The 15805-nt window shown below is 68.7% G+C and carries 6 protein-coding genes, 2 rRNA genes and 1 pseudogene; 4 read left to right on the forward strand and 5 right to left on the reverse strand.

Annotated features, from left to right (window positions below; all coding sequences use genetic code 11):
- The first annotated feature begins 142 nt into the window (after window positions 1-142).
- From WAB15_RS30475 to WAB15_RS30490, 4 genes and pseudogenes are all read left to right on the forward strand, one after another.
- Window positions 143-3263 (forward strand): 23S ribosomal RNA (locus WAB15_RS30475).
- 76 nt (window positions 3264-3339) lie between these two features.
- Window positions 3340-3456, forward strand: a 5S ribosomal RNA gene (gene rrf / locus WAB15_RS30480).
- A gap of 395 nt (window positions 3457-3851) precedes the next feature.
- A pseudogene (locus WAB15_RS30485) lies at window positions 3852-4124 on the forward strand (DUF2397 family protein); the annotation flags it as partial.
- A 65-nt stretch (window positions 4125-4189) separates the two neighbouring features.
- Window positions 4190-4510, forward strand: coding sequence for a DUF2397 family protein (locus WAB15_RS30490; RefSeq protein WP_407288172.1), 321 nt, complete (start codon window positions 4190-4192; stop codon window positions 4508-4510).
- Window positions 4511-4857: 347 nt separating this feature from the next.
- Here WAB15_RS30490 and WAB15_RS30495 read toward each other — a convergent pair whose 3' ends face one another.
- From WAB15_RS30495 to WAB15_RS30515, 5 genes are all read right to left on the reverse strand, one after another.
- Window positions 4858-6240 (reverse strand): helix-turn-helix transcriptional regulator, encoded by a 1383-nt coding sequence (locus tag WAB15_RS30495; RefSeq protein WP_407288173.1) that lies wholly within the window; start codon window positions 6238-6240, stop codon window positions 4858-4860.
- A gap of 684 nt (window positions 6241-6924) precedes the next feature.
- Entirely contained in the window at window positions 6925-7725 is an 801-nt protein-coding gene (locus WAB15_RS30500) for an oxidoreductase (protein WP_407288174.1), read from the reverse strand.
- Window positions 7726-7797: 72 nt separating this feature from the next.
- Window positions 7798-8262, reverse strand: coding sequence for a nuclear transport factor 2 family protein (locus WAB15_RS30505; RefSeq protein ID WP_407288175.1), 465 nt, complete (start codon window positions 8260-8262; stop codon window positions 7798-7800).
- Between the two features lie 62 nt (window positions 8263-8324).
- Entirely contained in the window at window positions 8325-9545 is a 1221-nt protein-coding gene (locus WAB15_RS30510) for a cytochrome P450 (protein ID WP_407288176.1), read from the reverse strand.
- 56 nt (window positions 9546-9601) lie between these two features.
- The gene (locus WAB15_RS30515; RefSeq protein WP_407288177.1) at window positions 9602-15796 is read right to left on the reverse strand and encodes a type I polyketide synthase; all 6195 of its coding nucleotides are present in this window, start codon (window positions 15794-15796) and stop codon (window positions 9602-9604) included.
- Window positions 15797-15805 lie beyond the last annotated feature (9 nt).

Below are 15805 nucleotides of genomic sequence, written 5' to 3' on the forward strand. Positions count from 1 at the left end.
CGGGCACGTTGTTGGGTATCTGAGGGTACGGACTGTGAGTCTGGACCTTCGCGATGCCGGCCCCAGTGAACTCAGCCTTCGGGTTGGGGTGGTGGGTGGCTGGTCGTTGCTTGAGAACTGCACAGTGGACGCGAGCATCTGTGGCCAAGTTTTTAAGGGCGCACGGTGGATGCCTTGGCACCAGGAACCGATGAAGGACGTGGGAGGCCGCGATAGGCCCCGGGGAGCTGTCAACCGAGCTTTGATCCGGGGGTGTCCGAATGGGGAAACCCGGCAGTCGTCATGGGCTGTCACCCATACCTGAACACATAGGGTATGTGGAGGGAACGCGGGGAAGTGAAACATCTCAGTACCCGCAGGAAGAGAAAACAACCGTGATTCCGGGAGTAGTGGCGAGCGAAACCGGATGAGGCTAAACCGTATTGGTGTGATACCCGGCAGGGGTTGCCAGTGCGGGGTCGTGGGAGTTCTCTTTCATCGTCTGCCGGCGATGAGACGAGTCAGAAACCGTTGATGTAGGCGAAGGACATGCGAAAGGTCCGGCGTAGAGGGTAAGACCCCCGTAGCTGAAACATTGACGGCTCGTTTGAGAACCACCCAAGTAGCACGGGGCCCGAGAAATCCCGTGTGAATCTGGCGGGACCACCCGTTAAGCCTAAATATTCCCTGGTGACCGATAGCGGATAGTACCGTGAGGGAATGGTGAAAAGTACCGCGGGAGCGGAGTGAAATAGTACCTGAAACCGTGTGCCTACAAGCCGTGGGAGCGTCGCACAAGGACTTGTCCTTGTGTCGTGACTGCGTGCCTTTTGAAGAATGAGCCTGCGAGTTTGCGGTATGTTGCGAGGTTAACCCGTGTGGGGAAGCCGTAGCGAAAGCGAGTCCGAATAGGGCGTTGAGTAGCGTGCCCAAGACCCGAAGCGGAGTGATCTAGCCATGGGCAGGTTGAAGCGGAGGTAAGACTTCGTGGAGGACCGAACCCACCAGGGTTGAAAACCTGGGGGATGACCTGTGGTTAGGGGTGAAAGGCCAATCAAACTCCGTGATAGCTGGTTCTCCCCGAAATGCATTTAGGTGCAGCGTCGTGTGTTTCTTGCCGGAGGTAGAGCACTGGATAGGCGATGGGCCCTACCGGGTTACTGACCTTAGCCAAACTCCGAATGCCGGTAAGTGAGAGCGCGGCAGTGAGACTGTGGGGGATAAGCTCCATGGTCGAGAGGGAAACAGCCCAGAGCATCGACTAAGGCCCCTAAGCGTGTGCTAAGTGGGAAAGGATGTGGAGTCGCAGAGACAACCAGGAGGTTGGCTTAGAAGCAGCCACCCTTGAAAGAGTGCGTAATAGCTCACTGGTCAAGTGATTCCGCGCCGACAATGTAGCGGGGCTCAAGCACACCGCCGAAGTCGTGTCATTGCAGCATGAGGGCCAACGCCCGCTGTGATGGGTAGGGGAGCGTCGTGTGCCGGGTGAAGCAGCCGTGGAAACGAGTTGTGGACGGTTCACGAGTGAGAATGCAGGCATGAGTAGCGATACACACGTGGGAAACGTGTGCGCCGATTGACTAAGGGTTCCTGGGTCAAGCTGATCTGCCCAGGGTAAGTCGGGACCTAAGGCGAGGCCGACAGGCGTAGTCGATGGACAACCGGTTGATATTCCGGTACCCGCTTTGAAACGCCCAATATCGAATCCATTAATGCTAAGGCCGTGAAGCCGGCCTGGAGTCTTCGGACAAAGGGACGTGGTGGAGCCGCCGATCCAAGGTGGTAGTAGGTAAGCGATGGGGTGACGCAGGAAGGTAGTCCAGCCCGGGCGGTGGTTGTCCCGGGGTAAGGGTGTAGGACGCTGTCTAGGCAAATCCGGACAGCATATAAGTCTGAGACCTGATGCCGAGCCGATTGTGGTGAAGTGGATGATCCTATGCTGTCGAGAAAAGCCTCTAGCGAGTTTCATGGCGGCCCGTACCCTAAACCGACTCAGGTGGTCAGGTAGAGAATACCGAGGCGTTCGGGTGAACTATGGTTAAGGAACTCGGCAAAATGCCCCCGTAACTTCGGGAGAAGGGGGGCCATTTCCGGTGATGGGATTTACTTCCTGAGCTGGGGGTGGCCGCAGAGACCAGCGAGAAGCGACTGTTTACTAAAAACACAGGTCCGTGCGAAGCCGTAAGGCGATGTATACGGACTGACGCCTGCCCGGTGCTGGAACGTTAAGGGGACCGGTTAGTCACATTTCGGTGTGGCGAAGCTGAGAACTTAAGCGCCAGTAAACGGCGGTGGTAACTATAACCATCCTAAGGTAGCGAAATTCCTTGTCGGGTAAGTTCCGACCTGCACGAATGGCGTAACGACTTCTCGACTGTCTCAACCATAGGCCCGGTGAAATTGCATTACGAGTAAAGATGCTCGTTTCGCGCAGCAGGACGGAAAGACCCCGGGACCTTTACTATAGCTTGATATTGGTGTTCGGTTCGGCTTGTGTAGGATAGGTGGGAGACTTTGAAGCCGTGACGCCAGTCATGGTGGAGTCATTGTTGAAATACCACTCTGGTCGTGCTGGATGTCTAACCTGGGTCCGTGATCCGGATCAGGGACAGTGTCTGGTGGGTAGTTTAACTGGGGCGGTTGCCTCCTAAAGAGTAACGGAGGCGCCCAAAGGTTCCCTCAGCCTGGTTGGCAATCAGGTGTTGAGTGTAAGTGCACAAGGGAGCTTGACTGTGAGACTGACGGGTCGAGCAGGTACGAAAGTAGGGACTAGTGATCCGGCGGTGGCTTGTGGAAGCGCCGTCGCTCAACGGATAAAAGGTACCCCGGGGATAACAGGCTGATCTTCCCCAAGAGTCCATATCGACGGGATGGTTTGGCACCTCGATGTCGGCTCGTCGCATCCTGGGGCTGGAGTCGGTCCCAAGGGTTGGGCTGTTCGCCCATTAAAGCGGTACGCGAGCTGGGTTTAGAACGTCGTGAGACAGTTCGGTCCCTATCCGCTGTGCGCGTAGGAGTCTTGAGAAGGGCTGTCCCTAGTACGAGAGGACCGGGACGGACGAACCTCTGGTGTGCCAGTTGTCCTGCCAAGGGCATGGCTGGTTGGCTACGTTCGGAAAGGATAACCGCTGAAAGCATCTAAGCGGGAAGCCTGCTTCGAGATGAGGGCTCCCACCTCCTTGAGAGGGTAAGGCTCCCAGTAGACGACTGGGTTGATAGGCCAGATATGGAAGCCGGGTAACCGGTGGAGTTGACTGGTACTAATAGGCCGAGGGCTTGTCCTCAGTTGCTCGCGTCCACTGTGTAGGTTCTGAAGTAACGACCGTTGAGTCATGCTCCGGTTGGTTAACTTCATAGTGTTTCGGTGGTCATAGCGTTAGGGAAACGCCCGGTTACATTCCGAACCCGGAAGCTAAGCCTTTCAGCGCCGATGGTACTGCAGGGGGGACCCTGTGGGAGAGTAGGACGCCGCCGAACAATCATTGTGGGAAAGCCCCGCACCTTATGGTGCGGGGCTTTTCTGCGTTCCGGGTCCGTTGCCACCTTCCATGTGCCGGTCGCCTGCGCCGGCGCTACGGGTTCATCCGTCGAGGGCTGTCCAGCAGGTGGGGCGTCGCGAGGGCTGAAGAGCAGCTTGTGACGCGAGCCTTCCCCTTCTGACGCTCGTGGCGGGCGGACGGCGCAATGGGGTTCGGGCGCTGTACCCATCGGCGACATTCAGCCAAGTGCTTTGGTCCCTGCCCAGGGGCGTTTCCGCCACGACAGAATGGCTGACGATGACTGCCTCCACCGCCGAACTGGCGGGTGAACCGCACGGGTTCAGCCCCTTCGCCGACCTCTCCGTGCAGAACACCGTGCTCTACCGCCAGGTGATGCGGGCGTTCGTCGTGGCAAAGCAACACTTCGCCGTGCATCTGCGACCCGAGGACGTGCACGCCGCGCTCCCCGGAGAGACGCGGTCCAGCGATCTCGACGGGGTCGTCAAGGCGCTGGACAAGCTGGTCGAGTGGGGGAATCTGCGGGCCGACCCCGACACTGGCGGGGTCACCGCCGTCGAGGACTTTTACCGCAAACGGTTCATCTACCAGCTCACCCGGGCCGGCGAAGCCGCCGAGGAGGCTCTTGCCGTTTACGACGAGGCCCTCGGACGCCGCGGCGCCCTCCAGGCCATCGCACTGCACGACATCGTCACTCAACTACGGGCCTCCTCGTGCTCACCGCCGACGAGCAGCCCGATCCCGGCAAAACACATCTCGCTCTCGACGCACTCGCGAGCCGGTTCGCCGCTCTCGCCGACAACGCGCGTGCGTTCATGGGCTCGCTGCAGCGCACCATTGACCTCCACGAGGTGGAGGAAGCCGTCTTCCTCGCCTACAAAGATCGCCTTATCCAGTGTCTGGAGCGCTTCATCCAGGACCTGATCACCCTGGGCGGGCGCATCGCCCAGCTGATCCTGGAGCTCGAGGAACTGGGCAGGATGCTCGGCTGTGGACGCTTGGGAACGGACCGACCGCTTGCGCCACCGCCGTGAACTGCAGCGGGCCCGCTCGCTGCAGTTCGTCGCGGCCACCAGAGCGCGGGACGCAATCACCATTTCGTGGAATGGTGAGCCCAGCCGGTTCATTCGCCCTCTAGGGGCAGGGAAAGCGTCGTCGGGGCGCTCGGCGCACCACAAGCTGTGACCTTCACTGTTGCCCGGCCTGGCGCGTCGGGGCCCGATGCCGACCGGGCCATTCTCCCACCGATTGCGTACATCGGGCTGTCCGTCTGACCTGGAACTCGGGTCGGTGCGCGCAGGGGCACCGTCGAGGCAGACAGGCATCGGAAGTCGCTCCGTTCACTCGGATAAGGGCGGCCCGCTCCCCGTCTGCGCAGCTGTCAGTTCGGCATATCCCTCAGCAGTCTGAGGATTTTTGGATGCTCGAAGGCGTTGCCGAGGGGGTCGATGTCTGAGAGTTGGTCGGGGTGTTGTCGGGTGAGTTCTCTGCGGATTTCTGTGAGGTGTTCTATTCGGGCCAGGTAGTCGGGGAGGAGTGTGTCGATGTGCCTTGCGGCTTCTTTTGGGTCGTTGGGCATCAGGGCGCGGACCAGGTGTTTGTATTCCTCGGGGGCTTCGAGGGGGGCGTGGCGGCGGGGGAGTTTCTTGATGACGGTGTAGGGGTCGAGTTCCTCGAAGGCCCAGGTGCCGTCGCTCTGCTCAGTGGCCCAGATGACGGTGCCCCGTTCGCGGGAGAGGGTGAGCTGGTGGCGGGGGCCCGCGAGGCCGCTCAGGAGGGGGAGGGGGACGGCGTCGGGGCCGGCCAGCTTGGATGCTTCCCGCGGGGAGGGGACGGAGAAGTACGCGCCGGCGGTGGGGTGGGGCTGGGACGCGCGGCCGCCAGTCGGTGCCGTGTCGTAAGGGGTGCTGAGGGTCGCGTCGTCGGTGGACTTCGGCTCGCATTCGTCCTTGAGCCAGGTGATGACGACCAGGCGGGAGTTGGGGAGCCCCGCCGGGTAGAGGACGTTGCTGACCACGTGGATGATCTCGTAGTCGTGGCGGGGCAGGGCCTGGAAGAAGTGGCGGCCCTCGCCGCTCTTGCGCACCTCGGAGCTCGCGTGCCACAGCCGTTCGCAGTCCGGGTCCTGGAGGATGTAGGCGAGCAGCTTTTGCAGTTCGGGGTTGTGGGGGTGCTCGGCGAGGGCGAAGCGGAGCTGTTCCAGGTAGATGGCGGCGTGGTGCTCCCAGTTGATGAACTGGCGGCGGGCTTCCTTGCTGCGCAGGGCCCAGCGCATCAGGTTCGCGTCCCGCTCGCGCACCCAGGGGTACCACTCGGCCATGGCGGTGTTGTAGCCGATGATGTCCCAGCTGAGGTCGCTGATGTACGCCGGGCTGGGCATCTGCTGGTCGAGCAGCAGCTGTAGCAGGGTCGCCGCTTCGGAGCTGAGGGCCGGGATGGTGGTGGTGACGGCGCCGCCCAGGGCGTAGAGGTGGAGCGTCGTCTCCTGGTCGGGGCCGAGCATCAGTTCCCGGGCGAGCGCGTCGAGGATGTTCCGCTCCAGGCGGGGCGTGGCGCCGCCTTCGAGGTCGATGTACCAGCGCACGCTGCGGCCGATGGCCTGGGCCACCTCTTTCTGGGTGAGCGGCCGGCCGAGTCCGCGCTTCTCGCCGGCGGCCGCGCGCCATGCCCGCAGCAGACCGGCCAGGCCCATGAGTTCGAGGGGAGTGAGCGCCGCTTCCCGGTCGCCCGAGGAGTCGTGGGGTATGGGTGCGGGCTCGGGCATGCTCCTGTCCTCCGTAATTGGGAACGGGCCCCAGATCAGTGGGTGCGAAGTGGGGTCGGGAACCGCCTCCGCGGACTCGTTCTCCAGCGACGAATGCCAAGCCAACGCCTTCGCGGCGGGACAAGAGGTTGAGGCAAAAACCGGCCTACGGTCGGTAGCTGCTCGATGGAGCGGGGGCGCAACACTTTGTACACCGTTTTGCCGCAGCTGTAAAAAATTGCACCCCGGTTGCATCGGTAAGAATCCTCACCTTCCGCCCGGCGGGGTGGGTAATTTCGGCCAGTGAGGGCGCGGAGGAGATTCTCGGTCATGTTTTGGGAAAGTCCGCGACGGGTGTGGTGGTGGTGAGTAAAGGGGCGAGTGAAATGCCGGGGTTGGGGGTGGGGTAACTGGGGCAAAGTGGGGCGAGTGGGGGTGGGGAGGGGGGTTGGTTGGTCGGGTGTGGGGCGGTTTTGGTGGTGGTGCGGGGGTGGGGGTGGTGTCGGGAGGGGTGGAATTCGGCCTGTTACTGGAATCCGGCCGCTTGTTCGACGGGGGTGCGGGAGGTGACCGCCCGCCTCAGTGGTTCGGGCCGGCGTCAGGAGTGCGACGCCGGCCCGAAAGGGAGGGGAGGGGAGGGGAGATATCTGGTGGGGAGAGGGGAGAGGGGAGAGGGGGGTGGGTGGGGTCGGGGGTGGGTGAGGGTTACACCTGGGGGAGGGCGCCGGCGTCGATCACGTAGCCGGCGCCGGTGATGCGCTGGGCTCGGTCGGAGGCAAGGAAGGCCACGAGGTCGGCCACGTCGGTCGGTTCGGTGATGCCCGCCATCGGGGCGCCTTCGGCTTCGACGATCATGTGGACGACCGCGTCGCCGTCCTGGCCGGTGCTCCCCATGAGGTTCTCCGCGACCATGTCCATGGCGGGCGTCTTGACCAGCCCGGGGAGCACGCTGTTGACGCGTACGTTGTGCGGGGCGACCTCGGTCGCCAGGCCCTTCGCGTAGTTGATGAGCGCCGCCTTCGCCGCCCCGTAGTGCAGCAGGGCGCCGGCCGGGCGGCGGGCGACGGTCGAGGCCACCTCGATGATCACGCCGCTGCGCCGCTCGATCATCGACGGCAGGACGGCCCGGTCCAGACGCACCGCGGCGAGGTAGTTCGTCATCAGGGCCTCGACCCAGTCCTCGTCGGGGATCGAGGCGGAGCCGCCGAAGTGCGGCATTCCGCCGCTGCTCGCGCCGCCCGCGTTGTTGACGAGTATGTCGACCCCGCCGAGTATCTCGAAGGCGCTGTCCGCCAGGTGCGCGACGCCTTCCCGGGTGCTCACGTCGGCGGTGACCAGCCGTACCGCATCCGGAAGTCCCGGCGCCTCTTTGCGCGCCGAGGTCACCACGGTCGCGCCCTCCTCGACCAGGCGCTGAACGATCGCCAGGCCGATGCCGCGGGTGCCGCCCGTGACGAGTGCGCGCTTTCCCCGCAGGCCTGTTGACGTGCTGTTCCCCTGGACCATGATGTGCTCCTGTCTTCGTCAGCGATGTGGTGATGAATGGGCCGGTGGGCTACGGACGCGGGCTCGGCGCGCTCAGTTCTCCGCCTTCGCCCGTTGGCGTTCCGCGGCGATATCCGCGATGTTCTTGTTTCCCTCCGCCCAGAGAATCGACATCGCCAGCTCGTCGATCCTCCAGCTGCCGCCGGAACGCACGAGATGGAAGCGGTAGGTTCCGCCGATGCGCCACAAAGGGGAGCCGAGCGGGTTTTCCAGCCGGTGGGTCGCCTGGAAAGAGGCGGTGCATTCCGCGGTGTCGCCGTCCAGGATCACCAGATGATTGGTCATCAGGTGCTGGGAGGCGTCGTAGCCGCCGAGCACCGCGACCCAGGAATCGATGAGCTCCGTCGCCGCCAGCGTGACCGGCTCTCCGCCGAGCAGGCTGGTGTAGTCCAGGAGAACCTTGGGGGTGAACAAGGCGGTGGCCTTGTCCCATTCGTGGCGGTCGGTGTGCCAGCCCATGCGATCGCAGGTCTCGATGATCGCGTAGCGGTCGTCCATGTGTGCGTCCTAATCGGGAAGGAAATGCGGGCGGATGGCGGGTGGCCCCTGGCGGGTGGCCCCTACCAGGTGACGGGGAGGTCGTGCAGGCCCTCCAGCGTCATGCCGACCTTCATGGAGACCTGGTCCATCGGAACGGCCAGCCGGAGCGTGGGAATCCGCTTGAACAGGGTGCCGAAGAGGATCTCCAGCTCGGCCCTGGCCAGGTTCTCGCCCAGGCACCGGTGGGGTCCGTGGCCGAAGGCCAGGTGGCCCTGGGTGGAGCGGCGGATGTCGAAGGCGTCGGGGTCCTCGAAGGCGCCGGGGTCGCGGTTGGCCGCGGCGGTCGAGAGGATGACGCCGTCGCCCTCCTTGATCACCTGCCCGGCCACCTCCACGTCGGTGGTGGCGACGCGCAGCGTGGTCAGGTCGGCGATGGACAGAAAGCGCATCAGCTCCTCCACCGCGCCGGGCAGCAGTTCGGGGTCCTCGCGCAGCATCGCCAGCTGGTCCGGGTGCTCCAGCAGCGTGAGGGTGCCCAGACCGATCATGCTCGTGGTCGTCTCCTGGCCGCCGATCAGCAGGGCGACCATGAGCTTCGACACCTCGATCGAGGTCAGCTCGCCGGTGTTCAGCCGCTCGGTGATGAGCGTGCTGAGCAGGTCGTCGCCCAGGTTGGTCTGCTTGGCCTGTACGACCTTGACCAGGTAGTCGAGCAGTTCGCGGCCGGCCTCGACGGCCTTCTCCAGGTCGGGGGCCTGCATGATGCCCTGGGCATGCACCTCGAAGAGCTCGTGCTCCTCGTAGGAGATGCCGAGCATCTTGCAGATCACCCGCGACGGCAGCGGCCGGCCCAGCACCGAGACCAGGTCGACCGGCCCCTCGTGCCGCAGCAGTTCGTCGATCAGCTCGTCGGCGACCGACTGGATCATCGGCCGGAGCTTCTCCACCTGCTTGGCGGTGAAGCGCGGCAGCAGCATGCGCCGGCGGGACTTGTGCGGCTCCCCGTCCAGGCCGAACAGCTCCTGGGTGAACTCGGGGAAGTTCTTCTCCCGTTCGGCCAGGATCGGGAAGGCCGGGTTGTCGTGGTCGGAGGAGAAGAGCTTGGCGTCGGCGAACATCTCGCGCGTCTCCTTGTGCTGGGTCACCAGCCACGCGGTCCGGCCGTCGTACAGCCGCACCTGGGAGAGCGGGCCCTCCTCGGCGAGCTCGGTGTACTCCGTCGGCGGGTGGTAGGGGCAGCCCCGCCGCATCGGGTACTCGTGGAGTTCCTCGCCGGTCGTCGCCGTCGATGTCTCGGTCATGTCGGTTCTCTTTCGTTCGGAGTTGACGGAGCGTGGGTTTCCCGGGCCGTGGTCGGTCACGGGCCGGGACGGTGGGAGGGGGCGGTGAGCCAGGCGTGCACCGACCGCGCGACCGCTTCGGCGTCGTCCTCCACGATCGTGAAGTGGTCGCCGGGTACGGGCTCGACGGCCATGGGGAACGCCAGGGCGCGCGCTCCCGCTTCGGGCGGCGGCTCGGCCGTGTCGCCGTCGGCGGGCATCGGGTCGGTGGCCTGGATCATGACGGTGGGCGCCTGGGTGGCGGCCGGCGTGAAGTCGGCGAACATCCGCAGATACGCGCCCATCGCGGTCCAGCGGACGTGGTCGATCCGGCCGAAGGTGTCCTCCCGGTCGAACATGCCCCGGGTCAGCGCCGGTTGGACCAGCGGCAGGTTGTCGTCGACGAAGTAGGTGTCCAGCAGCACCACGGCCGACGGGCCGCGGCCGCGCCGCTCCAGGCATCCCGCCACGGCGTTGGCGAGCCAGCCGCCGGAGGAGTATCCGGCCAGGGCGTACGGGGCGTCGCCCGCACAGCGCAGCACCGCGTCGGCCTGGGTCTCCACCATGGTGTCGAAGTCGGCGGGCAGCAGCTCGCCGGCCACGAAGCCCGGCACCGGCAGCACCGACACCTCGCGCAGCCCGTCGAGAGCCGCGGCTAAGCGCGCGTACTGCAGCGGGCTCGACGACGCCCCGACGCTGGGGAAGCAGATCAGGGCGGGGCGCTCGGGGCCCGCGGCCAACCGCAGCGGTTCCGCGGCGGCGCCCTCCTGGCCGGCCGTGAACGTCGGCCGCAGCCGGGAGGCGGCCGCCAGGAACTCGTTCGCCTCGCCGATCCTGTTCTCCTGGCAGGCCTGCCGGTACAGGGCGTCGATGGTGTCCTCCGGCTGGGCGCCGCCGCCCTGGCCGGGTCGGGCGGCGCTCAGCAGTTCGCCCAGCCGTACGGCGAGCGCCGCCGGCGTGCCGCTGTCGAACACCACCGTGGCGGGCAGCCGCAGACCGGTCGCCTCGCCGAGCGCGTTGCGCAGCTCCACCGCGGTCAGCGAGTCGAACCCCGACTCCAGGAACGGCCGGGAGTCGTCGAACTCCGCGACGGCGGTGTGCCCCAGCACGCCGGCCGCGCGCGCCCGCACCAACTCGCGCAGCGCCGCCGCCAGTTCCCGCTCGCCGAGTTCGGTCAGCGCCCGGGCCGCCGGGGCCGGTTCCGGGCGTGTCGCGGGGAGCAGTCCGCGCAGCGCGGCCGGCACGTTCGCCCGGCCCGCCGTGCCGCGCAGCACCGCGGTGTCCAGGCGCATCGGGACGAGCAGTGGTTCCTCGCCCGCCCAGGCCGCGTCGAACAGGGCCAGGCCCTCCGCGGAGGTCAGCGCGACCACGCCGGTGCGGGCGAGCCGGGCGAGGTCGTCCGCCTCCAGCGTGCCGGTCATACCGCCCTGTTGCTGTTCCCACGGTCCCCAGGCCAGCGAGACCGCGGGCAGCCCCTGGGCGGCCCGGTGCTGTGCCAGCGCGTCGAGGAAGGCGTTCGCCGCGGCGTAGTTTCCCTGGCCCGCGGCGCCCAGGACGCCGGCCGCCGAGGAGAACAGCACGAACGCCGACAGACCGGCGTCCCGGGTGAGTTCGTGCAGATGCGAGGCCGCGTCCATCTTGGCCCGCAGCACCGCGTCCACCCGCTCCGGCGTCAGCGAGGTGAGCACGCCGTCGTCGATCACACCGGCCGTGTGCACCACGGCGGACAGCGGGTGCGCGGCGGGGATGCCCGCCAGCAGCTCCGCCAGCGCGTCCCGGTCGGCCACGTCGCAGGCGGCGACGGTGACCTGGGCGCCGAGCCCGGCCAGTTCGGCGGCCAGCTCCGCGGCGCCGTCGGCCGCCCGGCCGCGGCGGCTCGCCAGGACCAGGTGCCGTACGCCGTGCCGGTCGGCCAGCCATCGGGCGACCTGGGCGCCGAGGCCTCCGGTGCCGCCGGTCACCAGGACGGTGCCGTCGGGGTCCAGCGCGAGGTCCTGCGGCGCGCCGGACACCGGTACCTGGGCGAGCCGGGGGGCGCGAAGTTCGCCGGCGCGCAGCGCCAGCTGGGGTTCGCCGGTGCCGAGCGCCGCGGCCAGTGCGCGTCGCGAGGCCTCCTCCCCGTCCGTGTCGATCAGTACGAAGCGGTCCGGGTTCTCGGTCTGCGCGGAGCGGATCAGGCCCCATACCGGCGCCTGAGCCGGTGCCGGGCCGTCCTCGCCGGGGCCGGCGGCCACCGCGCCCCGGGTCACGAAGGCCAGTCGGCTTCCGGCGAAGCGCGGGTCGGCCAGCCACGTTTGGGCCGCCGCCAGCGCCTCGTGGACGGCGTCGCGGCCGGCCGCCGCGGCATCCGCGCCGTCGGCGGGCGCACCGACGGCCAGCACGACCGCGTCCGGTACCGGCGCGCCCGCGGCGACCGCCTCGCCCAGCTCCGCCAGATCGGTGGCGCGGACGACCTGGATGCCGGCCGACTCCAGGCCGGGGGCCGACTCGGCGCCGTCCGCACCCACCACGGCGCACGTCCGCACCGGCGTCGTCCCGGACGCCTCGACCCGCGGCCAGTCGACGCGGAAGAGCGCATCGCGCCGGGCCCCGCCCGCGGCCTGGATCTGCTCGCGGGTGACCGGCCGCAGCACGAGGGAGCGCACCGAGGCCACCGGCCGGCCGTCCTCGTCCGCGGCCGCCACCGCCACGCTGTCGGGCCCGGCCGGCGCGAGCCTGACGCGCAGGACCGAAGCCCCGGTGCGGTGCAGCGCCACGCCGTTCCAGGAGAACGGCACCCGGGCGCCGCCCCCGCCCTCGATCAGGCCGCCCAGGCCGACGCCGTGCAGCGCGGCGTCCAGCAGCGCGGGGTGCACGCCGAAGTCGCCGGCTCCGCCCGTGTCCTGCCGGGGCAGCGCCACTTCGGCGAAGAGCTCCGTGCCGCGCCGCCAGGCGGCCCCGAGTCCCCGGAACATCGGGCCGTACCCCAGGCCCGCGGCGGCGAGATCGTCGTAGAGGTCCGACACCCCGACCTCGGTGGCGCCTTCGGGGGGCCACACCGCGAGCCGCTCGGGCTCCTGGGCGGCCGGGGCACACAGGAGGCCGGTGGCGTGCCGGGTCGGTTCCTCCTGCGGGGACGCGTCCTCGGGCCGGGAGTGGATGCTCACCGGACGGCGTCCGGAGTCGTCCGCGGCGCCGACGAGGACCTGGACGTGCACGGCGCCGTTCTCCGCGAGCACCAGCGGTGCTTCCAGGGTGAGTTCCTCGACCTCGGGCAGGCCGGCCTCCCGGCCGGCGGCCAGGGCCAGGTCCACCAGCGCGGTGCCGGGCAGCAGCGGGGTGCCGAGCACCGTGTGGTCGGCGAGCCAGGGGTGGTCGGCCGACGACAGCCGGCCGGTGAAGAGGGTCGCGTCCCCGGTCGGCAGGTCGATGGCGCCGCCGAGCAGCGCATGGCCGACCTCGCGCAGGCCCGCCAGGTGCGCCTGGCCCGCGCCCGGTCCTTCCGGGGCCGCGTCGAGCCAGAGGCGCCGGCGCTGAAACGGGTAGGTCGGCAGGTCGACCGGTCGGGCGCCGGTTCCGGAGAAGTACGTCGCCCAGTCCACCGGTGTGCCGTGGGCGTGCAGCCGGGACACGGCCGCGACCAGCGTCTCCTCCTCCGACCGGTCGGCCCGCGCGGTCGCGGCCAGTACCGCGGCGCCGTCGTCCGCGAGCGCGCTCTGGGCCATGGGCACGAGGACGCCGTCCGGTCCCAGTTCCAGGAACCGGCCGGCGCCGCGGGCTTCGAGGGTGCGGACCGCGTCGAGGAAGCGCACCGCCTCGCGTGCGTGGCGCACCCAGTAGTCCGGCGAAGCCAGCTCCTGCGCCGTCGCAAGGTCCCCGGTCAGGGTGGACACCAGCGGGATCCGCGGTGCCCGGAAGTCCAACTCCGCGGCCACCGCGCGGAATTCGTCCAGCATCCCGTCCATGTGGGGGGAGTGGAAGGCGTGGCTCACCGTCAGCCGCCGGGTCTTGCGCCCGCGTGCGGCGAACCCCCGCGCGGTCTCCTCCACCGCGGCCTCGTCACCGCTGAGGACGATCGAGGACGGCCCGTTGACCGCCGCGACGGCGACCCTGCCGTGGAAGTCCTCCAGGAACGGCAGCACCTCCTCCTCGGTGGCCTGGACGGCCACCATCGCCCCGCCGGAGGGCATCCGCTGCATCAGCCGGCCCCGCTGCGCCACCAGGCGCGCGGCGTCCGGCAGGGACAGCACGCCGGCCGCGTGCGCCGCGGCCAGCTCGCCGATCGAATGGCCGGCGACGAAGTCCGGCCGTACGCCCCAGTGCTCCAGCAGCCGGAACAGCGCCACCTCGAAGGCGAACAGCGCCGGCTGGGCGTATGCGGTGTGGTCCAGCAGGCCCTCGGCGCCCTCGTCGCCGGAGACCACCTCCTTGAGCGGGCGGTCCAGATGGGTGTCCAGCTGCTCGTAGACCGTGTCCAGCGCATCGGCGAACGCCGGGAACGCGGCGTACAGCTCCCGGCCCATCTCCCGGCGCTGGCTGCCCTGGCCGGTGAACAGGAAGGCGAGTGCGGACCCGCCGGACACGCCGCGGACCAGGCCGGGCGCGGCGTCGGCGTCGGCCAGGGCGCCGAGCGCCCGGCGCACCTGGTCGCGGTCCCGGGCCACCACGACCGCCCGGTGGTCCAGCGCCGGGCGCCGGCTCAGCGACCAGGCGGTGTCGACCGGCCGCTCGCCGGGCCGCTCGTCGAGGTGCGCCACCAGCCTGCGCGCCTGCGCCCGCAGTGCCTCCGCGCTCTTCGCCGACAGCAGCCAGGGCAGCACGACGCCGTCGTCGTCGAAGCCCTCCGTGGCCTCGCCGCCCGCCTCCTCCCGGGGCGCCTGCTCCAGGATGACGTGCGCGTTGGTGCCGCTGACCCCGAAGGACGAGACGCCCGCCCGGCGCGGTCCGGTGCCCTCGGGCCACGGGCGTTGCCGGGTCAGCAGCTCCACGCCGCCGGCCGACCACTCCACGTGCGGCGTCGGCTCGTCGATGTGCAGGCTCGCCGGCAGGACGCCCCGCCGCATCGCCATCACCATCTTGATCACCCCGGCGACGCCGGCGGCGGCCTGGGTGTGCCCGATGTTGGACTTCACCGAACCCAGCCACAGCGGGCGGTCCGCGGGGCGGTCCTGGCCGTACGTCGCGAGGAGGGCCTGCGCCTCGATCGGGTCGCCGAGACGGGTGCCGGTCCCGTGCGCCTCGACGGCGTCCACGTCGGACGGCGACAGCCGGGCCTGGGCCAGCGCCTGGCGGATCACCCGCTGCTGCGAGGGGCCGTTCGGCGCGGTCAGCCCGCTGCTGGCGCCGTCCTGGTTGACGGCGGAGCCGCGGAGGACGGCCAGCACCGGGTGGCCGTTCGCCCGCGCGTCCGACAGCCGCTCCAGTACCAGGACGCCGGCGCCCTCGCCCCAGCCGGTGCCGTCGGCCGCCGCGGCGAAGGACTTGCACCGCCCGTCGGAGGCCAGTCCGCCCTGGCGGCTGAACTCCACGAACACGCCCGGCGTGGACATCACCGTCACCCCGCCCGCCAGGGCCAGGGAGCACTCCCCGGAGCGCAGCGCGCTGCTCGCCAGGTGCAGCGCCACCAGCGACGACGAGCACGCGGTGTCCACCGTCACCGCGGGCCCCTCCAGCCCGAAGGTGTACGACAGCCGGCCGGACGCGACGCTGCCGGCGCTGCCGTTGCCGAGGTAGCCCTCCAGCGCCTCCGGCGCGTGGGTGAAGCGGCCGCCGTAGTCGCTGTACATCACGCCGAGGAAGACGCCGGTCCGGCTGCCGCGCAGGGAGTCCGGGGCGATCCGGGCCCGTTCGAGGACCTCCCAGGTCAGCTCCAGCATCAGGCGCTGCTGGGGGTCCATCGCCAGCGCCTCGCGCGGACTGATCCCGAAGAACTCCGGGTCGAACTCCGCGGAGTCGTAGAGGAATCCGCCCACCCCGGCGTGCGATCTGCCCGGTCCTTCGGTGTCGGGGTCCAGCAGCCGGTCGAGGTCCCAGCCCCGGTCGGTCGGCAGCCCGGAGAGCGTGTCGCGTCCGTCGGCGACCAGCCGCCACAGGTCCTCGGGGCTGGTGGCGCCGCCGGGGAACCGGCAGGCCATCGAGACCACGGCGATCGGCTCCCGGGCCCTGGCCTCCACCTCCTCCAGTCGCTGCCGCGTCTGCTGCCCCTCCGCGATCGCCCGCTTGAGGTATGCGCGGAGCTTGTTCTCATCCGCCATGCGTTCCCC

Origin of the sequence: Streptomyces sirii (assembly GCF_045690365.1) — a bacterium.
GTDB classification, from domain to species: Bacteria; Actinomycetota; Actinomycetes; order Streptomycetales; family Streptomycetaceae; genus Streptomyces; species Streptomyces sirii.